Source organism: Ruegeria sp. O11 (assembly GCF_056535285.1).
This window is the reverse complement of sequence record NZ_JBQERS010000001.1, coordinates 791,593-811,562: the sequence shown is the minus strand read 5'-3', so window position 1 is coordinate 811,562 and position 19,970 is coordinate 791,593. Positions and strand designations below refer to the sequence as shown.

Here is a 19,970-nt window from a genome sequence, read left to right as displayed (position 1 = left end):
CCATCCTGTGAATTTGATTTTCTCGCTGCAAACGCAAACAGCGCAGATTTTGCTGGGGGTGCATTATCTTGAGTACGGCGATGCGGCGTAAGGAGCCGCCATTCGGGCCCGGCGCAGCGAGAATTCCCCAGGCAATGAACGAGACGCGGACACTACCGCCATTGGCAATCTGACAATGAACGATTGCTTTGGGCGCAACTTGACCGCAGCAAAAAAACAGCAAGGGTGGGAAAGCGAAATTCGTAGCAGGTTGGATGGACTAAAAGAAGACATTACCTGAAGACACTAATTTGTTCATTGCGTGAAGCTGAATTGATGAAAGAATGCTTCAACCGAAACGACTTGCGCAATCTTGTGGTATGTTCGACATTTTGAAAATGGATCCGGAAACACTCTGTCTCGTGGGCAGTCAAATGGCGCGCATGCGTAAAGGGGGAAATTTGGCTAAAGTTCTGTTGGTGGAAGACAACGAAATGAACAGCGATATGTTGTCGCGTCGGTTGGCGCGCAAAGGATTCCAAGTTATCGTTGCGAAGGACGGGTTGGAAGGCGTGTCCATGGCTGGTGAAGCACGTCCCGACATTGTTTTGATGGATATGAGCCTGCCTGAGATTGATGGATGGGAGGCGACCCGACGCATCAAGGCAGCACCCGAGACGGCCTCAATCCCGGTGGTTGCGCTTACGGCACACGCAATGGCCAGCGACCGGGAAAAGGCGCTGGAGGCAGGTTGCGATGACTTTGATACCAAACCTGTCGAACTTAACCGTTTACTTGAGATAATGGAAAAACTGCTGTCAGCCTCTGGAGGAAGATCCGACTACTAAGATTTCCGTCCAGTGATGAAATATGTTTTTGCCTGGCCTTTGCCCTTAATTCTCACATCCATCGGATTAGTTAGGTCAAAGCAATGCGTAACCCGCCTTGCGGTCTCCTCTGAGACTTGAATGCGGCCTGGCGCACCCGTTGTTTCAAGACGGCTGGCGAAATTCACTGTATCCCCCCAAACATCGTAGAGAAAACGGTGTGACCCGATTATTCCGGCGACTACGGGCCCACTGTGGACGCCGATTCTAAGATGCATAGGGTAGTCCAGCTCGTGGTTCAGCGCTTCGACCTGAGATAACATCCGACAAGCCAGTTCAACGATCACTTCAGCGTGGTCATTCCGGTGGTCGGGTACTCCGGCTGCGGCCATGTAGGCGTCTCCGATTGTCTTGATCTTTTCCACACCAAGTTCCGAAGCCGTCTTGTCGAAGCCCGAAAAAACCCGATTAAGGTAGTGAACCACTTGCGCGGGTGACAATTTCGCCGACATCTCCGTAAAGCCAACCATGTCCGAAAACAGGACAGTCACATCGTCATGACGGTCGGCAATCGTGGCCTCTCCATCGTTCAACCGTGTCACGATTTTTTGCGGCAGAATACTATGCAAAAGGTCTTTGTAATTTTGCTTCTCTGCCTCCATCTGAAAGAGATAGAGGCGCTCTCGCTCCCGCCACTGTCCTTTCTCAAGCGCGGCGTTGATCCGAGCTTGCAACAAGATTGGGTTGAACGGTTTAGGGAGGTAATCTTCTGCTCCGATCTCAACGCAACGCGCAACGCTTTCGATCTCATCGAGCGCGGAAATCATGATGACCGGGATGTCGCGCCAGTCATCGTTTTCTTTCAGTCGCTTCAAAACATCATAACCGTTGAGATCCGGCATCATAAGATCAAGCAGGATCAGATCGAACGCGTGTTGAGACAGCTTTTCCAGAGCCGAATATCCTCCGTCGGCGGTCCAGACTTGATGGCCATCCCGTTCGAGCCGCCGGGCAAGCAGCGTACGGTTAGCTTCGACATCATCTACGACTAGGATGGTTCCGGTTAGCGAAGCAGTCTCCGCAACCGGATCAATCGAGCGCATGCTTTGAGCCAGATTTGCGAACATCTCAGCTGCGTCCTGCGATGCCTCGGGTATTTTGAAGCCATCGCCGGACTGGTTGTCGGACAACGATGCGAGCACATCAATTTCTTGCAATAGAGAATCCGTATGCTTCAGCAATCCGCGCAGGTCCAACTCCAGATGTCCTGCGTTTAGATCCTCCAGATCCTCAAGCAGCATTTCGCTGTAGCCCTTGATCGCATTCATCGGCGTTCGCAAATCGTGACGAAGCCTTTTCACTCCTTCGTCACCGCTTACCGTAAGCTTCAAGGCCATTCGGGGATGCAGAAGCTGGTCCACAAACACGCTTAGTTCGGTTGCAGCCTGATATATTCGGTTCAGGTCTGATGCGGCTTCCTTCAGAGTAAGGCGTTCAGCCTCACTTTCGAGAAACTCACATAGCCCGACTATCGCACTGACCGGGGGAATCAGGTTCTGGCGTAAATTTGCCAGCCACATTGCCTGTGCCTGCTCGGGTTGGGTGTTCGGGGTGCTACTCACAGCCTATACGTCTTCAGATCGAGAAGCCGAAAGGATTTCGTTCAACTGGTTCAGAATAATTTCAATCTCATCCCCATCTTTGCGGACCAGCGTCTGGAACGAGCCATTCAGTTGCGCGCGGTCCTCGCTGGACAGGGATTTGGCGGTCACGATGATGACGGGAATATTCTTCCACTCCGGGTTCTTTCTTATCCCCGCCAAGAACTCAAAACCGTCCATCTCGGGCATCATGAGATCAAGTAAAATCACGTCCGGCACGAACTGAGAGAGGCGTTGAAGGGCATCCAGTCCATTGATCGCCTCGTCAATCTGCCAGCCTTCTTTTTCGAGAACGCGACAGATCAGCTCACGCGTTGCAGCCTCGTCCTCGACGACCAGAACGCGTGGCGTTGGCAGAGTCGGGCAGTGCTCTTTAAGGACACTCAGCAGCTCGGTCGTGTCAATTGGCTTGCCCAGATATTCACTGGCTCCCAGCGACAAACCTCTTTTGCGATCCTCTGCGAAAGTCAACATAATGACAGGAATATCCCTAAGTTCGGGATCGTCCTTGAGCTTGGACAAAACAGCCCAGCCATCGATTTCGGGCATGAAGACATCGAGCGTGATGGCATCAGGACGGGTTGTTCGAGCCAGTTCCAATGCCTCATCGCCGTTGGCCGATGCGAGAACGCGATATCCCTCACGAAGTAATCGTCGACCCAGAAGATCATGCACGGTCGGATCGTCATCCACCAACAGAACCAGTGGAGCATTCGGGTCATTGTTCGATTCATTCTCTGACTGGTCAGCCAGACGCATCACGCCTGTTGACGGGTCGCGACAGATGCGCGGCAGGCGAATTGTGAAGGTCGAACCTTCGCCAAGCGCACTTTCGCAGTGAATGTTGCCGCCCAACTGTTCGCAGAAGGCCTTTGTGATAGACAGCCCCAATCCGGTACCACCGTAGTTACGCGTTGTTGAGGAATCTGCCTGCGTAAACGCATCGAATATCCTCTCGACCTGCTCTGGCGACATGCCGATGCCGTGATCGGTGACCGCAAATTCCAGTCGATCTGTGTCGTTCGATTTTACAACCGATAACGTGATCTTTTCATGTTCTGTGAACTTACAAGCGTTGGACAACAAGTTCAGCAGGGCTTGCCGCACCTTGGTCAAGTCACAGACCATCTCGCCGATATCTTCAGGGCACTCAATTTCCAGCGTGTTGTTGTTCTGCTCAGCCAACGGCTGCACTGTCGCGCTAACATCTTTGATCATCTGGAAAACGTCGAAAGTTTCCAGTTCGAACTCCATCTTTCCGGCTTCGATTTTGGAGAGGTCCAATACATCATTGATCAACGCAAGCAGGTGTTTCCCGGCAGATTGAATCTTCTTCAAATCGCTCAGGTTTGCTTCGTCCTTCTGGTCGATGGCTTCTTCCAACATTAGTTCGCTGTATCCAATAATCGCATTCAGCGGTGTGCGCAGTTCATGACTCATATTGGCAAGGAACGTGCTTTTAGTCTTGTTAGCGGTTTCAGCTGTGTCGCGGGCCACCCGCAACTCGCTCTCCACGCGTTTTTGCTGCGTAATATTCCGACCGTAGATATTCGCGTATCCTCCTTCCGGAACCGGCCACAGCAAAAGAGAATAGGTCTGACCACCAGCCTTATACTGGAAATCTGCCCTTTGATCTTCCTGCAAACCCTTGGCAATTCGTTTGCGCCAACCCGTTCCCACGCGGTCACCAACTCTTAGCTGCAGTGCTTCGATTAATGGAGCGCTTGCCTTATTGGCGTAAGTCAGTTCGCCTTTCTCAGAGATACGCAACACCGGGTTCGGGTTTTCTTCCGGAATGCGCGCCAATTCACGTATCCGGTTTTCAGCCCTAAGCTGATTGTTCAGCGCCTTGGTGTTGGCCAGCGTCAAATTGATGCCGTTGATCGCACTTTTTCTGGTTAAGAGTGTCAGCTGAGTTATGACCAGAATCGTGCCCAATATGATGAGAGTATTAAAATACCATTCCAAAGGCCCCCATAGAAGCATGGACAGCCAAGTTAGAAAGAGAATTGAGCTTGAGAAGCCCCAGGTCACCCTAAGCGAAAATGTTGTAGAGCCGCCAAATGCTCCGATAAACGCGAAAAGATACAGGACCATCTGTTCATGCGGTGCCAAGACCGGCATCATGAAAAAGTTGAAACTGCCCCAACCTGTTCCAAGGATCAGTGAGGTGATGAGAATTACCCTCAATCGCCGTTTCGAGATTGATTTTGGTCTAGGCTTGTTACGCAACGCGTAATAGCTTTTCATCCCCATCACATTCATGATCAGCAACATGACCAAAGACACGATCGCGCCCAGCGTCAGGTTCGAGGGACCGATTTGCAATGTCATCACAGCAAAGGCCATCACGAAAGACAATGCAAATACTGGCGTTGTCGACGCAACGTCCAGTGCTTCGTGAATGCGTAATTCGGCTTCGTAGTCCTGCTCTTGTGCTTTCTGCACGCGCTTCCCCCCAAAAGCCGCCCAATTTTCGGTCACTAAATCAGGTGCGGCCCTAATCTTGCAAGATTTATCGACGGTTGCATTTTTGAATGTGTTCGTTGCGCACGGTTAGGTTCTCATGGTTCGGGCAGCGAATTCTCATCTCAATACCGTTTCTGAGCCATCCTATTTTTCTCCTATGACGCTCCAGAGGCCATAGTTTTGCGCGAGAGCGTCCAGCAATTTGGCGGCCTTTATGCGCCACGCGAAATCATCCAGAGGGCAAGTGGTGTCGAGCCCGGGCCGGAGGCATTGTTGACCTATCTTGAGAACAAGTTTGGGGCATTGTATGGGCTTTGAGCGAGGGCCGAATATTAACCTCTAAAAGGCGTATGAAAGTTTATGAATTCAGGGTTTTGCTTAAAAGCAACGTTCGCTTCGAGCCCAAAGCGGACACTCGCTCAAACTTGATTGGGTGTCGATTATTATCCCACAACCGTTTTATTGACTGATCGGTTGCCAGAATCGCAGTCTTAGGTGATCCTTCAAGAAATCGAAGGATCGCAATATGTTTAGGTTACTATTAATTGCATTCGGTATTTACGTATCTACTTCCGCGTTAGCGCAAGAGTCGTCCGAAGATGTAGCAGCAAAAGATGATACCTCGGCGACCTCGTCCAGTCTGCTAACTGACGCTGAGTTGCAGACATTGGTCGCCCCGGTTGCTCTTTATCCCGACACGTTACTCATACAGATATTTGTCGCGGCAACCCAGCCATTGGAAATTGTTAAGGCTGAGCGGTATTTGCTCGATAACGCCGACCGCGACCCTGTTGAACTAGAGCCCGAAATCGATGCGATGGGATGGGATCCTTCTGTCAGTGTGTTGGCAACGGCGTTCCCCGAAGTTGTTGGTCAGATGGCCACCCATATCGACTGGACCGAGACAGTTGGCACTGCCATGTTGGCCCAGTCCGACGATGTGATGGATGCGGTGCAGGTCATGCGGGATCAGGCAATTGACAGCGGCGCTCTGGTTTCAGGGCCCGAGCAAACTGTCGAAGTGTCTGACGACGACAACGTAGTAATTACACCGACAGAACCCGAGACGGTATACGTTCCACAATACAATCCCGAGACGATTTATACTGGCCCGTCAACCGGGGATGTTGTGGGCGCCGCACTACTGACTTTTGGCGCTGTTGCCCTGATCGACGAAATTTTTGACGACGACGATGATTGGAACGACTACTGGGGGTGCCGAAATTGCGGTGGCTGGGGCGGCGGTCCGATTTATAGAAATCCAGACATCGACATAGACGTGGATGGCAACGTCAATATCGGCAATGATATAGATTTAGGTGACCGAACGGATATCGGATGGAACCCCGATCCTGACCGGCAACAGGAGGCCCGGAACAAAATAGCGGACCACAAAAGACCCGAAGGTGGCCGTAGCGACTTGCCGGTTAACCGTCCTGACGGTCGCACGGATGAGCTGCGTGCAAAGTTGAGCCGAGAATCCGGTGCTGCAGATATTAGCCGGGACCGCGGGGCGGCTGCAGCCGCGGTCGGTGCGGGAGCAGGGGCTGTAGCAGGCGGTGCCTTAGCGAACCGGAAAAACGCTGATCGGGACAAGGCTGCCGCAAAGCAACAAGCCATTGATCGTACCAAACGTCCAGATTCAGCGAAAAAGCCAGTCGCACAAAGACCGCAGACCGCCAAGAAGCCGCAGGCGAAGAAAGCCGCATCGACGCAGCGCAAGCCCGCGGCATCCAAAGGGCAAGCGATGAAGAAAACGGCGTCCGGCAGCAGAACTCAAAGCGCGTCCAAGCGTGGACACGCCGCTAAAGGCAAGCGGAGACGGTAAGATGCGTAGATCGGTATTTTCAATTTTGTTGCTCGCCGCGACCACAAGCCCGGCCCTCTCTGAAGGAGCCAGATTTGATACGCCACAAACCGCACTGGATGCTTTTGTTGATGCGTTGAGGGCTAATGATCAGAGCAAGCTGATCGAAATTTTCGGGCCTGAAGCCGAGGATCTGGTTGGAACGGGTGATCCGGCGGAAGATCAAGAAAGAAGGCAGGAAGTGCTTGGCATGTATGCCGAGGGGTATCGTTTCCGGCCTGAGGACGATGGCGTTGTACTTCTTCTGGGTGAAGACGGTTGGCCTTTTCCTATCCCAATTCTGCGTACAGATGACGGTTGGCGCTTTGACCTGGAGGCTGGGATCGAGGAACTTTCAGCTCGTGAAATAGGCTTGAATGAGTTGGAAGTGATCGAATTGCTTGAGGCCTATGTTGACCTGCAGGCAGCTTTCCGGCTTGTGGACCATAACGGGAATGGCGTTATGGAATTCGCTCAGACGATCATTTCCGATCCGGAAGAGCAGAACGGTCTCTTCTGGCCTGGAAAAGACAGCTTTGTCGGTGCAGCGCTTGCCCGCGCCGCAGCTTCGGGGTGGAGTGACGGTCAGGTTGACTATGAAGCCGAACCGTTTCTTGGCTATTATTACACAATCCTGCAAGAGCAGGGCCCTAACGCTCCAGGGGGTGCCTACCCCTATTTCGTCGGGGATCACTTTGTTGCAGGACATGCCTTGCTGGCAATACCGGCAGACTACGGAGAAACTGGTATTCATTCCTTTCTGGTAGGCGAAAACGGCATAGTCTACGAGGCAGATTTTGGCCCGGAGACACTCAGTATTGCATCTGAAATTTCTGCTTATGATCCAGACACGAATTGGTCACCGGTCGAGTAATATTTGGATTGAAAGTGGCGCTTAAGCTCTGCGCTTTGCTGAGGCCACTATTTGCGGTTCGTGTGACAAGCTTCAGTTCGATGTTTACGTGTACCCGAATAGGTTCAGCCTGGATCGCTCTTGCAACACCCATTGTGACTGCGAGCAAATTGCCCATCTTACGACTTGATCCATTCTTCTGCCTTCACACGTTTCGACTGAATGACTGAAAAGTCCGCAGAGCGGTAATTGGAAGGTTTAGACCAAAGAAACCGAGCTTAACTCACCCGATTTCTTTCTCGATCCTTCACTCTTCGGCTTCTTCATCACCCTGGTCTGCAATCCAGGCAACACTGACGACTTCTTCGCCCTTGCCCGTGTTGAAGACTTTCACACCGCCCGCGCTGCGGGAGCGGAAAGAGATCCCATCAACCGGCACCCGGATCGACTGACCCTTTGAGGTGGCCAGCATGATCTGGTCGTCAATATCAACGGGGAAGGATGCCACCAATTTACCGCCGCGCATGGCCTTGTCCATCGCTGCCACGCCCATACCGCCGCGTCCGCGAACCGGGTAATCGTGGCTTGAGCTCAGCTTGCCCGCGCCCCCTGCCGTAATGGTCAGGATCAGGTTCTCGGCAGCCGACATCTCGGCATAACGTTCCTGAGGCAGCACACTGTCGGCGTTTCCTTCATCTTCGTCCGTCTCGGTTTCATCGGTGACACCGGCCATCAGGCGTCGCATTTTAAGGTACGCGGCCCGTTCATCCGAGGTGGCATTGAAGTGGCGGATGACCGACATCGAAACCACCTCATCATCGCCGGTCAGACGTACACCGCGTACACCAACAGACGACCGGCTGTTGAACACCCGTACATCTGTTGTTGGGAAGCGGATTGCGCGGCCAGATTTAGTGACCAGCATGACGTCATCATCTTCGGAACAGATACGAGCGTTGATCAACTTGGTGTCGGCGTGATCCTCTTCGAACTTCATGGCGATCTTGCCGTTGCGCTTGACGTTGGTGAAATCTGACAAACGGTTGCGCCGCACAGTGCCCGCACTGGTGGCGAAGATGATCTGCAGGTTTTCCCATTCTTCATCCGGCACATCCACCGGCATAATTGCAGCAATGGAAACCCCGGTTGGAATCGGCAGGATGTTGACGATGGCTTTGCCTTTGCCAGTCCGCCCCGATTGCGGCAGTCGCCAGGTCTTGAGCTTGTAGACCATGCCATCCGTTGTGAAGAACAACAACTGCGTGTGGGTATTCGCCACGAAGAGCGTGGTGACCACGTCTTCTTCTTTGGTCTGCATGCCGGACAGACCTTTGCCGCCTCGCTTCTGGGCGCGGAAATCAGCCAGCGGGGTGCGCTTGATGTATCCGCCCGAGGTGACGGTCACGACCATATCCTCACGCTCGATCAGATCCTCGTCTTCCATGTCGCCGGACCAGTCAACGATTTCGGTGCGACGTGGAACGGCAAACTGGTCGCGCACGCTGCGCAGCTCATCGCCGATGATCGACATGATGCGTTCGCGCGAAGATAGAATATCCAAGTATTCCTTGATCTTGGCGGCGAGTTCTTCAAGCTCGTCCGTGACCTCTTTGACACCCAGTTGGGTCAGACGTTGCAGACGCAGTTCGAGGATGGCGCGGGCCTGAACTTCGGTCAGGTTATAGGTGCCGTCGTCGTTCATCTTTGACAGAGGATCGTCGATCAGACGCAGATAGCCTTCGATATCAGCCGCCGGCCAACGGCGGGTCATCAGCTTTTCACGTGCTTGTGCCGCGTCTGCAGACGAGCGGATCGTGGCGACCACTTCGTCCACATTGGAAACAGCGACCGCTAGACCACAGAGGATATGGCTGCGTTCGCGTGCTTTGCGCAGATCGTACGCAGTACGACGTGCAACCACATCCTCGCGAAAGTCGATGAAGGATGTCAGGAAGCGGCGCAAGGTCAGCTGTTCGGGGCGACCACCATTCAAGGCCAGCATGTTGCAGCCGAAAGAAGTTTGCATCGGTGAGAAACGATAGAGCTGGTTCAACACCACTTCGGGTGTTGCATCGCGCTTCAATTCGACGACGACGCGCACACCATTTCGGTCGGATTCGTCCTGCACATGGGACACACCTTCGATCCGCTTCTCACGCACGGCCTCGGCAATCTTTTCGATCATCGCGGCTTTGTTCACCTGATAGGGGATCTCATCGACAACGATGGCGTAGCGGTCCTTACGAAGCTCCTCGACACGGGTCTTGGCACGGATGATGACGCTGCCACGGCCTTCCAGATAAGCTTTACGCGCGCCGGACCGGCCCAGCATTACGCCGCCGGTCGGGAAATCGGGGCCGGGGACGTATTCGATCAACTGTTCCGAGGTCAAGTCCGGGTCATCGATCAGCGCCAGAGTTGCATCAACCACTTCACCCAGATTGTGCGGAGGGATGTTCGTTGCCATACCCACAGCGATACCGCCGGCACCGTTGACGAGCATATTTGGGAAACGGGCGGGCAGGACGGTCGGCTCTTTGTCTTTGCCGTCATAGTTGTCCTGAAAATCGACCGTCTCTTTTTCAATATCGGCCAGCAGGGACGCGGCAGGCTTGTCCATCCGAACTTCGGTATAACGCATGGCAGCCGGGTTATCGCCGTCCATCGAGCCAAAGTTGCCCTGACCATCCAGTAGCGGCAGGGACATCGAGAAATCCTGTGCCATCCGCACCAGCGCGTCATAGATCGCACTATCACCATGCGGGTGGTACTTACCCATCACGTCGCCGACCGGGCGGGCCGATTTGCGGTAGGCCTTTTCGTGCGTGTTCCCGGTTTCGTGCATTGCATACAGGATGCGGCGGTGCACTGGTTTCAAACCATCGCGCAGATCGGGAATGGCGCGCGACACGATGACCGACATGGCATAGTCCAGATAGGACGTGCGCATCTCGGATTCGATGGATACCGTCGGGCCGTCATAAACGGGGCGCTCGGGCGGTGTTTCATCCATGTTTTCAGGTATTTCTGGCGTATCGCTCACGTAGGCTGCCCGTGTCTTGTTTTTGATCTATATCTTGTGGATGCACCTTATCAGACCCGGCATATAAGGTGCAAGCAAGCAACCGTCTTGTGGCCAAATTAGCCCGGTAACAGTAGAGTAACATATTGTTATCTAAGTATTAGGTGATTTTCGTGTTACCCTGAGAAGACCTTGCAACAAAATTGGAGGTCTGGATGGCGCAAAACGAAACCGAACTCATGTTGAAAGGGTACGGGCTGACAACCGCAGAATTTTTCTATCACATGCCCGATTACATACACGTTCTGAATACTTTTATCTGGCAGGATTATGATCTTGCCCCGGATCACCCCAAACTTTTTGAATTCGTGGAATTCTGGCAAAAAGAAATTGAAGGACCGCTGCATTCTGTTCGGTTCACACATCGAAAGATGATCGCTCCGGGCGAATGGCGGAATATGGTTGGAGAGTTTCGCGTGAACTAATCGGGCGTCGGATATCCTTTCAGGAATCGAAAGTCCGGTTCTCAAATGTCGCGATTGAGATAATGTAATGACCAAACTGATGGTCTTACACGGAATCACTCTATGCTCAGATATCTTATCCTCGCCGCTGCGGTTTTCCTGACCGGTCCTGCCATCGCCGAAGGGGTTCTGGATAAGATCAAAAAGGGGGCTGAGAATACTGCAAACGCGATAGGTCGCGGTGCAGAGGGTGTTGGTAACACAATCGAGAAAGGTGCGAACGCCGTCGACGAAACCATTGATTCGACTTCGGAACTGCTAAGAAACGAGGCCACGCCTGAAGAGACACGTGCCAAGTTGGATTTGATGGCGGGCGAAATTCTTGATCAACTACTTGCCGAGAATCCACAGGCACTAGAACTATACGATGTCTGCGCTGGATACGCGGTTTTTGACTCGCGCAAGGTGACGGTTTTTCCGGTATCTGCAGGTTATGGGCGCGGTGTGGCCGTTTCAAAAGACACAGGACAACACACCTATATGAACATGGGGACCGGGGGCGTTGGCGGAGCTATTGGGATCGGGGGCTTTGAAACCAAGTTCGTGATCCTGTTCGAAACCTCTGCGGATCTAGAGAATTTTATTGATCACGGCTACGATGCGACCGCGGAGACAGGCGCAATGTATGGTGAGGATCGCGCGGGAGACACGCTGCGCTTTACCGATGGCCGATCCTTCTTTGTTCTGAGCAAGAAAGGATGGCGTGTGTCAGCGGGAGCCTCAGGTACAAAATTCTGGAAATCACCTGAACTTAACTGATTAACCGGAGCAACTTGCCCCACCAAGAACGCAGAACTTGGCGCAGTGCGGGTGGTTTAGATGCACGTCGGCTTCGGCCTCGGCCAAGGTTTCGCCCATTTCGAATTCAGGTGAGTATGGCAGCAATGTACATGCCAAAACAGCCGGACGTTCCGCGCCTTTGCGTTTAACCACCATGCGTGAGCTGGCACACATCACGGCATCCGGAGATTTATCAAGAATTCCCCAGCAAGCGGTGGTGATTTCAGGCACTTCAACGGATTCATCCATTTCGGGAAACAGCACGGTTTGACCCGGGTCTTGAGGATCGATGTTAAAGCCATGTTCTGCAAAAAATGCGCCATAGCCTGCACGGCTGTCGGTGTCAGAATCTCCCCACACGGTACGCCCGGCGATCGCCATCTTAAAGCCGTTATCCCGCAGCCATTCCATACCGATCAGCGTCTTGGCAAAGCTACCCTTTCCACGCTCTTCATCATGTAATTCCGGGCGGTAGTGATCGACCGAAATGCGCAGTGTCAGCTTGCCGCCATAGTCACGTTGCAGCTCCAGCAACCCTTCGCGCATCGTGCGACGCATCATCGGCTGCATGGCGTTAGTCAGAATCAGAACCTCGTAGCCGCGTTCAAGCGTTGCGCGGGTCATTTCGATCATTTCAGGGTTCATGAAGGGCTCACCACCGGTAAAACCAATCTCGCGGATTGGCCACTGGCGTTCTTCGATCTGATCCAGATAAGCGCGAACCTCGTCTGCTGCGATGTAAACCAGCGCGTCATTGGTGGGACTGCTGGCGATATAACAGTTGACGCATTCGATATTGCACAGCGTGCCGGTATTGAACCACAGAGTTTCCGGATTGGATAACGCAACAGACGCGCGCGTTTGCCCGTCCGCTGTCACCAAACTGTTTTGAAACTTCCCGATATTTGCAGCCTGAGTGGCGTTGTCTTTCATTCCGGCATCCGGTTTTGTGCATTTACCAAACCGACTTAATCGTTCGTGCCGGTTTAGTTAAGTACGTTGACGCCCTGCTGACAGAGTTTTGATGTTCGAAGATTTCGACATTTTTGATTGCGCTAACATTGGACATGCCGCGACTGGCAAGGTAAGGAAAAGTCATGGTTTCTCGCGTCATACCCGTTGACCCATTTGATCTGGTCATATTCGGCGGAACCGGCGATCTGGCGCAGCGCAAGATCGTTCCGGCTCTGTTTCGGCGTTACTGCGCCGGACAATGGCCCGAGGCCACCCGGATCATAGGCGCGGCACGGGGTGCGCTAACCGTTGAATCCTTTCGGGATATAGTTGCCGAATCTTTGCGTCAGTATGCGCCAAAACGGTCTAAAGACCCGGAGGCGGTAAAAGGTTTTCTACAGCGCATAAATTATGTTCCGCTGGATGCCTTGTCCGAAGACGGGTGGGCTCCATTGTCCGAATTGCTGAGCACGGATCGAATCCGAGCGTTCTATTTCTCGGTGGGTCCCAGACTGTTTGGTCCGCTGGCCGAGCGGATCAGAGCGCATAATCTCGCCACCCCTCAGACCCGGATCGTTGTTGAGAAGCCGTTTGGGCACGATCTGGAAAGTGCGCGCGCTTTGAATGCAACGTTGGCGTCGCATTTTGATGAGGGGCAAATCTATCGAATTGATCACTATCTAGGTAAAGAGACGGTACAAAACCTGATGGCGGTCCGGTTCGGCAACATGTTGTTCGAGCCATTGTGGAACAGCCAGTACGTGGATCACATTCAGATCACCGTTGCGGAAACAGTCGGCATCGATGGGCGAGAAGAGTATTACGAGCGTGCAGGTGCCATGCGCGACATGATGCAGAACCACCTTATGCAGCTTTTGTGTCTGATCGCGATGGAACCGCCCGCAAAGTTTGACCCGGATGCGGTGCGCGACGAAAAGCTCAAGGTGATCCGTGCGCTGGACCCGGTTGAACCGCACCACATTGTTCGGGGACAGTTTGCCGGTGGAAAACAGGGTCGGGGGTATCGCGAAGTTGTGGGTAACAACCGGTCCACGACCGAGAGTTATGTGGCTTTGCGCGCGCATATCAGCAACTGGAGATGGGCCGGCACTCCATTTTATCTGCGAACTGGTAAGGAATTGGTGGCGCGGTCGTCGGTCATCAATGTGATGTTCAAGGATGCGCCGCATTCGATTTTCGGCGAAGAGGCAGGGCGTCACGCAAATGCGCTTTCGATTCGGTTGCAGCCGAATGAAGGCATTACTCTGAAAGTGACGATCAAAGAGCCGGGGCAGGGTGGGATGCGGCTGGTCGACGTTCCGCTGGACATGAGCTTTGCCGAGGCGCTTGGACCCGAAAATCAGGACCCGCCAGACGCCTATGAGCGGCTGGTGATGGATGTCATTCGCGGCAACCAGACCCTGTTTATGCGCGGTGATGAGGTCGAGGCCGCATGGGCCTGGACCGACCCGATCATTGCGGGCTGGAAGGCGCGCGGTGACGTGCCCAAACCTTATGAAAATGGCAGCACTGGCCCGGGCGACGCCGAACTGCTGATGAAGAGAGATCACCGCCGCTGGCAAGGAATAAACCCATGAATATTAAAGAATATGCAGACCGTGACATGCTGGCCATTGATGTCGCGAATGCACTGGCCGGAGACCTTGAGTCCGCGTTGTTGCACCACGATGTTGTTTCGCTTGCCGTTCCCGGAGGCACCACCCCGGGGCCGGTGTTTGATGGGTTATGTGCGGCTGATCTTGAGTGGGATCGCGTGCGCGTGTTGCCGACAGATGAGCGGTGCGTACCGGGAGACCAAGAACGATCGAACGAGCGGCTGATCCGCGAGCGTCTATTGACCAATCGCGCTTCTGTCGCGCAGTACCTGCCATTGTTTGTCGCAGGTCATGAGCCCGAGGCGGTTCTGCCTGAGATCGAAAGCCTGATCACTCCCGTCTTGCCTCTGTCGGTCCTGGTTCTTGGCATGGGTGAGGATATGCACACGGCCTCTCTTTTTCCTGGGATGCAGGGCCTGACTGCCGCGCTGGACAGCCACGCGCCAACACTTGCGGTGGCAAGGACAGACGTGCAGCCCGAGGCGAGAATAACACTGACCGCACCCGTGCTCGAAGGTGCGTTATCAAAACACCTCATTATCTTCGGAGAATCCAAGCGCGATGCGCTGGATCGCGCCATGTCACTACCGCCAGAAGAGGCGCCTATCGCGGCCGTGCTAACCGGCATGACTGTCCACTGGGCGGAGTAGTCACCATGCAATTGGATCAACTGAAGTCTCTGGCTAAATCGATCGGTGATCGCAGAATACTTGATCTGTTCGATGCAGATTCAAACCGGGCTGAGGGTTTTTCCTCGTCCAGCGGCGACTTGTTGTTTGATTACTCTAAAACTCAGATCAACGACGACATTCGTTCTGCACTTATTCAACTCTGTGACCAGGCCAAATTGGCGGATCGCCGGACTGCGATGTTTGTGGGCCAAAAGATCAACGAGACCGAAGGGCGTGCGGTACTGCATACGGCGTTGCGCAACCTCGATGGCGGTCCGGTCGAGGTGGATGGTCAGGACGTGATGCCAGACGTTCTGGAAACATTGCAGCGGATGCGCGTGTTTGCCGAAGAGGTGCGCGGCGGGGCGATCAAGGGGGCAGGGGGCAGCTTTACGGATGTTGTGAATATCGGCATCGGCGGCTCGGATCTTGGTCCGGTCATGGCGACACATGCCCTGGCACCGTATCACGATGGTCCAAAGTTGCATTACGTCTCGAACGTGGACGGGGCGCATATCGCCGACACGTTGCGCATGCTCAACCCGACGCGCACGCTGGTTATCGTGGCCTCGAAAACCTTCACCACCATCGAAACCATGACCAACGCGCGGACGGCGCGGGCTTGGATGGTGGATGGAGGCGGAGACCCGTCGCAGCAATTCGCTGCCGTTTCGAGCGCGGTGGATAAGACAGCTGCATTTGGCATCCCCGAAGAGCGCGTGTTCGGTTTCGCCGACTGGGTGGGCGGACGCTATTCGGTCTGGGGCCCGGTCGGATTGCCGGTGATGATCGCTGTAGGTTCAAATGCATTCGATGCTTTTCTGCGAGGTGGGCAGGCGATGGACCTGCATTTCCGCTCGGCGAAGTGGGTTGAAAACATGCCGGTCATGTTGGCGCTTGTCGGTGTCTGGCATCGGCAGGTTTTGGGTTACGCCAGCCGTGCGGTTTTGCCTTATGATCAGCGCCTTCTGCGGCTTCCTGCGTATTTCCAGCAGCTTGAAATGGAATCGAACGGCAAATCTGTAGCAATGGACGGCAGTGCGTTGGCCGTGCCATCAGGTCCGGTGGTTTGGGGCGAGCCTGGCACCAATGGACAGCACGCATTCTATCAACTGATTCACCAGGGCACTGACGTGATCCCGTGCGAGTTCATGGTGGCAGCCAATGGGCATGAGCCTGAATTGGCCCATCATCATCGTCTGCTTCTGGCCAATTGCCTGGCTCAGTCCGAGGCTCTGATGCAAGGCCGATCATTGGATGAAGCCCGCGCGCGGATGGTGGATAAAGGTTTGACCGGCGAAGAGCTGGAGCGTCAGGCACGCCACCGTGTGTTCTCGGGGGATCGCCCATCAACAACCCTGATATATCCGCAGCTTACGCCATATGTGCTGGGCCAGATCATTGCGCTGTACGAGCATCGGGTTTTTGTCGAAGGCGTGTTGCTCGGCATTAATTCATTCGATCAATGGGGCGTTGAGTTGGGCAAAGAACTGGCGACGTCTCTGGGCCCCATTGTCGATGGCGAAGTTGGCACCGAAGGCAAGGATGGTTCGACAGCCGGTCTGGTCGAGTACGCGCTACGCCATCGAGGTTGACACGGCACTCAGCCAAACTCTCTTATTGTCAGACAATTAAAATCTTGGCAGGGTTTCTGCCAATGTAGAAGGGCGCGGCCAAGCGCTGACGATGGGAGGATTGTCCATGCTGGGACAGATGATGACGCAGCCTTTGCTGATTTCGTCGCTGATTGATCACGCCGAACGCTATCACGGACAGACCGAGATAATCTCAGTCGAGACGGACGGAACCGTGACCCAGACCAACTGGGCGGGGATCGCGCAGAACGCCCGCCGTATGGCTTCGGCGCTTATGAAGCTTGGGCTACAGCCGCAGGATCGAGTGGGCACACTGGCCTGGAATAACCGCCGCCATCTTGAGATCTACTATGCCGTATCCGGCGCGGGCTTCGTTTGTCACACGATCAATCCGCGTCTTTTCCCTGAACAACTGACGTATATCATCAACCACGCGCAGGATCGGGTTCTGTTCTTTGATGCAACTTTCCTGCCGTTGGTCGCCGCGCTTCAGGAGCATCTGACCGAGGTGCAGCATTTCGTGCTGATGGGGGCACGAGATGAGGCCGCGTTGTCTCAGGTCCCTGGTCTGATCTTCTATGACGAGTTGATTGAAACCGGCGATGCGGATTACGCGTGGCCCAGTTTTGATGAGAATACCGCTTCTAGCCTTTGTTACACATCGGGCACAACAGGAAACCCCAAAGGTGTTCTGTATTCGCATCGTTCGACCTTGCTGCACAGCTTCGCGTCAAACACACGTGATGTGATCGGCTATTCCGCGATGGATGTGGTTTTGCCGGTGGTGCCAATGTTCCACGTCAATGCTTGGGGTTCACCCTATGCCAGCGCCATGTCCGGCTCACGCATGGTATTGCCGGGGCCGGGTTTGCATGGGGAAGCATTGGTTAATCTGATTGACACTTATGGCGTGACATTGGCGATGGGTGTGCCAACCATCTGGCAGGGCCTTCTGGCGCACGCGGCGACATGTGGAACCAAACTGGAGAGCCTGAATCGTACCGTGATCGGGGGTGCAGCGTGCCCGCCTTCGATGATCGAAACCTTTCGCGAGACCTATGGCGTCGATACCGTCCATGCTTGGGGTATGAGTGAAATGAGCCCGCTGGGCACTACGAACTATCCTATGGCCAAGCATCTGGAAATGCCCATTGAAGCACAACACAAACTACGCGAGAGCCAAGGCCGCCCGCCCTTTGGGGTTGAGCTGAAAATCGTAGATGACGATGGCAGCGACCTTCCCCATGACGGTGAAACGCAGGGTGATCTGATGGTGCGCGGCCATTGGGTGCTAGACAGCTATTTCCACATGCAAGATGAGGCCTTGTTGCAGGATGGCTGGTTCGCAACCGGCGACGTGGCAACATTGGACCCGGATGGATTTATGACCATCCGCGACCGATCGAAGGATATTATCAAGTCAGGTGGCGAATGGATCAGTTCTGTTGAGCTGGAAAATATCGCTGTCGCGCACCCTCAACTGGCGACAGCGGCGGTTGTGGGTGTGCCACATCCGAAGTGGGATGAACGCCCGCTTTTGGTTGCTGTGAAGGCGGAAGGCCAAGAGCCGACCGAGCAGGATTTACTTTCATTCTTCGACGGTAAGATCGCCAAATGGCAGGTCCCAGACAAAGTTGTATTCGTCGACGCTCTGCCATTGAACGCAACCGGCAAAGTCCTGAAACGGAACTTGCGTGCGGATTTTAGCGACGTGCTGATGGGGTGATTGCCAAACGGGGGAAGAATGGCTCCGGCGGTAGGGATCGAACCTACGACCAATTGATTAACAGTCAACTGCTCTACCGCTGAGCTACGCCGGAACGGTCCGCGCCGTATAACAATCAGCTTTGGCATCGTCCAGAGGATAAGATTATTTTTTGAAGATAATTAGTAAAGGCCAAGAAAACGCTGTGTTTTTGCTTGTGAGTTTTCTCTTAGCATCGACGTAAGCATTGTCGCTTGGAAAGGCTACCTGCAGGTTTATTCTACAGATGGAGTTGCTTCCTGAGTTGCCTTTTGCGCCTCACGCTCTTGCCGCGTAAAAATAGGTGCCGCAGCGGTGTTAATGTTGTGCTTAGTCAACAACTGTTCCATGTAACTGCCCGGTTCAGGAACGCCTCCTATAGTGGCCAAAAACTGCCGGACTCTACGCCCATAGAAATGAACTGAATAAGTATCTTCAGTTACAGCACGGCGCACTTTTCGGGCCCATTTTGACCGCATTAAAAAGCGGCGGTTTTTAAAACTTATTGGATAAAGCCAATTTTCTGGAAAAGCGTATTTCGATTCTCCGGTTTTTTGCAGATAGTGAGTCACTGCATGCGGACCCCAGACGCCCCAACGTAAATCACCAACATGCACCGGAGTTCCAGCCTCTCTTAGGTTTTCAAGGCGCTTCTTCTCTTCATCAGGATACCATTCAGGAATTCCATATTCATCTTCAGTCATCTCAAGAAGTTGCCCAAGCGCTTCGCTGTCTGAAGGTAGGCCTAAAACACCACCAGCAATTTGATAGTCGGATTCCCAGGCGTAGAAATGACCAGTCTCCGACTTGAAAGTCTTGACACAATAAGCATCAAGATCCGCCCAGATCATCCGGTCATTTTGTTGAAGAAGATGATACCTGAATACATCAGAGAACAACGCGAAGCTACCTGTTCTACCGTGTTTGATAAAGCGATCACTGCCGAGTACGGTATCGCCGTGAACAAGCTCTACACCTTCCGGCACATTTTGCACGTGTCCATAATGGTAGAGTTTTACATGATGACCTGCATCTAAGAAAGATTGAGCGCAAAGAACTTCTACATAGCTGAGGGGGCCTTCGACCCACAGCATCCCTATTTCGTACTCGTGGCGCATATTTGTTCTTGTTCCTGTACACGCGATTGCAGCTAAACAATCCGCCAATATCGTTTATTGGGTTAAGTCCTAATCACCAATATGGACCGCGACAAGGCAATCAGAAAACAAGACGTCTCAGCCGTTTCAGAACTGCACCAAAATAGACCTCTGGAAGGTTAGTACGATCTGTCAGCGCAATGAGAATGCATATGGATATTGGCTCCGGCGGTAGGGATCGAACCTACGACCAATTGATTAACAGTCAACTGCTCTACCGCTGAGCTACGCCGGAACTGAGGGGCGTATAACAACACGGATTTTCTCCGTCC

Annotated in this window: 14 protein-coding genes and 2 tRNA genes; 9 read left to right on the top strand and 7 right to left on the bottom strand. The window is 53.6% G+C overall.

The features are described 5' to 3' along the window. Positions 1–440: 440 nt before the first annotated feature. Positions 441–827: a response regulator gene (locus ACRZ91_RS04035; protein WP_480902784.1), complete on the top strand. Its 387-nt coding sequence runs from the start codon at positions 441–443 to the stop codon at positions 825–827. Here ACRZ91_RS04035 and ACRZ91_RS04030 read toward each other — a convergent pair. Both ACRZ91_RS04030 and ACRZ91_RS04025 read right to left on the bottom strand, forming a co-directional pair. Further along, positions 824–2,428 (bottom strand): adenylate/guanylate cyclase domain-containing protein, encoded by a 1,605-nt coding sequence (locus ACRZ91_RS04030; RefSeq protein WP_480902781.1) that lies wholly within the window; start codon positions 2,426–2,428, stop codon positions 824–826. The genes ACRZ91_RS04035 and ACRZ91_RS04030 overlap by 4 nt on opposite strands. Before the next feature lie 3 nt (positions 2,429–2,431). Continuing rightward, positions 2,432–4,915 (bottom strand): response regulator, encoded by a 2,484-nt coding sequence (locus tag ACRZ91_RS04025; protein WP_480902778.1) that lies wholly within the window; start codon positions 4,913–4,915, stop codon positions 2,432–2,434. A 547-nt stretch (positions 4,916–5,462) separates the two neighbouring features. On the opposite strand from ACRZ91_RS04025, the gene ACRZ91_RS04020 reads away from it, so the two are divergent. Both ACRZ91_RS04020 and ACRZ91_RS04015 read left to right on the top strand, forming a co-directional pair. Next, positions 5,463–6,764: a DUF3300 domain-containing protein gene (locus ACRZ91_RS04020; protein ID WP_480902776.1), complete on the top strand. Its 1,302-nt coding sequence runs from the start codon at positions 5,463–5,465 to the stop codon at positions 6,762–6,764. 1 nt (position 6,765) lies between these two features. Beyond that, the gene (locus tag ACRZ91_RS04015) at positions 6,766–7,656 is read left to right on the top strand and encodes a DUF2950 family protein (protein WP_480902773.1); all 891 of its coding nucleotides are present in this window, start codon (positions 6,766–6,768) and stop codon (positions 7,654–7,656) included. Positions 7,657–7,942: 286 nt separating this feature from the next. Here ACRZ91_RS04015 and gyrA read toward each other — a convergent pair whose 3' ends face one another. Then, the gene (gyrA, locus tag ACRZ91_RS04010; RefSeq protein WP_480903378.1) at positions 7,943–10,648 is read right to left on the bottom strand and encodes a DNA gyrase subunit A; all 2,706 of its coding nucleotides are present in this window, start codon (positions 10,646–10,648) and stop codon (positions 7,943–7,945) included. 224 nt (positions 10,649–10,872) lie between these two features. Here gyrA and ACRZ91_RS04005 point away from each other — a divergent pair, with 224 nt between their 5' ends. Both ACRZ91_RS04005 and ACRZ91_RS04000 read left to right on the top strand, forming a co-directional pair. Beyond that, positions 10,873–11,142 (top strand): usg protein, encoded by a 270-nt coding sequence (locus tag ACRZ91_RS04005; RefSeq protein ID WP_170470617.1) that lies wholly within the window; start codon positions 10,873–10,875, stop codon positions 11,140–11,142. A gap of 102 nt (positions 11,143–11,244) precedes the next feature. After that, a complete protein-coding gene (locus ACRZ91_RS04000) occupies positions 11,245–11,940 on the top strand; it encodes a lipid-binding SYLF domain-containing protein (RefSeq protein WP_480902770.1) in 696 nt (231 codons plus the stop codon). Here ACRZ91_RS04000 and ACRZ91_RS03995 read toward each other — a convergent pair whose 3' ends face one another. Beyond that, positions 11,941–12,894, bottom strand: coding sequence for a radical SAM protein (locus ACRZ91_RS03995; protein ID WP_480902768.1), 954 nt, complete (start codon positions 12,892–12,894; stop codon positions 11,941–11,943). A gap of 164 nt (positions 12,895–13,058) precedes the next feature. Here ACRZ91_RS03995 and zwf point away from each other — a divergent pair, with 164 nt between their 5' ends. From zwf to ACRZ91_RS03975, 4 genes are all read left to right on the top strand, one after another. Then, a complete protein-coding gene (gene zwf / locus ACRZ91_RS03990) occupies positions 13,059–14,513 on the top strand; it encodes a glucose-6-phosphate dehydrogenase (protein ID WP_170539983.1) in 1,455 nt (484 codons plus the stop codon). Beyond that, positions 14,510–15,181 (top strand): 6-phosphogluconolactonase, encoded by a 672-nt coding sequence (pgl, locus tag ACRZ91_RS03985; protein WP_170774046.1) that lies wholly within the window; start codon positions 14,510–14,512, stop codon positions 15,179–15,181. Before zwf ends, pgl begins: the two co-directional genes overlap by 4 nt. Before the next feature lie 5 nt (positions 15,182–15,186). Further along, complete coding sequence (gene pgi / locus ACRZ91_RS03980) at positions 15,187–16,797, top strand: glucose-6-phosphate isomerase (protein WP_480902766.1); 1,611 nt, start codon at positions 15,187–15,189, stop codon at positions 16,795–16,797. A 106-nt stretch (positions 16,798–16,903) separates the two neighbouring features. Beyond that, the gene (locus ACRZ91_RS03975; protein WP_319547262.1) at positions 16,904–18,523 is read left to right on the top strand and encodes a long-chain-fatty-acid--CoA ligase; all 1,620 of its coding nucleotides are present in this window, start codon (positions 16,904–16,906) and stop codon (positions 18,521–18,523) included. A 19-nt stretch (positions 18,524–18,542) separates the two neighbouring features. On the opposite strand, the gene ACRZ91_RS03970 is transcribed toward ACRZ91_RS03975, so the two are convergent. From ACRZ91_RS03970 to ACRZ91_RS03960, 3 genes are all read right to left on the bottom strand, one after another. Next, positions 18,543–18,617, bottom strand: a tRNA-Asn gene (locus ACRZ91_RS03970). Between the two features lie 160 nt (positions 18,618–18,777). Then, positions 18,778–19,659, bottom strand: a complete 882-nt coding sequence (locus ACRZ91_RS03965) for a hypothetical protein (RefSeq protein ID WP_170774049.1) — start codon at positions 19,657–19,659, stop codon at positions 18,778–18,780. 199 nt (positions 19,660–19,858) lie between these two features. After that, a tRNA-Asn gene (locus ACRZ91_RS03960) sits at positions 19,859–19,933 on the bottom strand. Positions 19,934–19,970 lie beyond the last annotated feature (37 nt).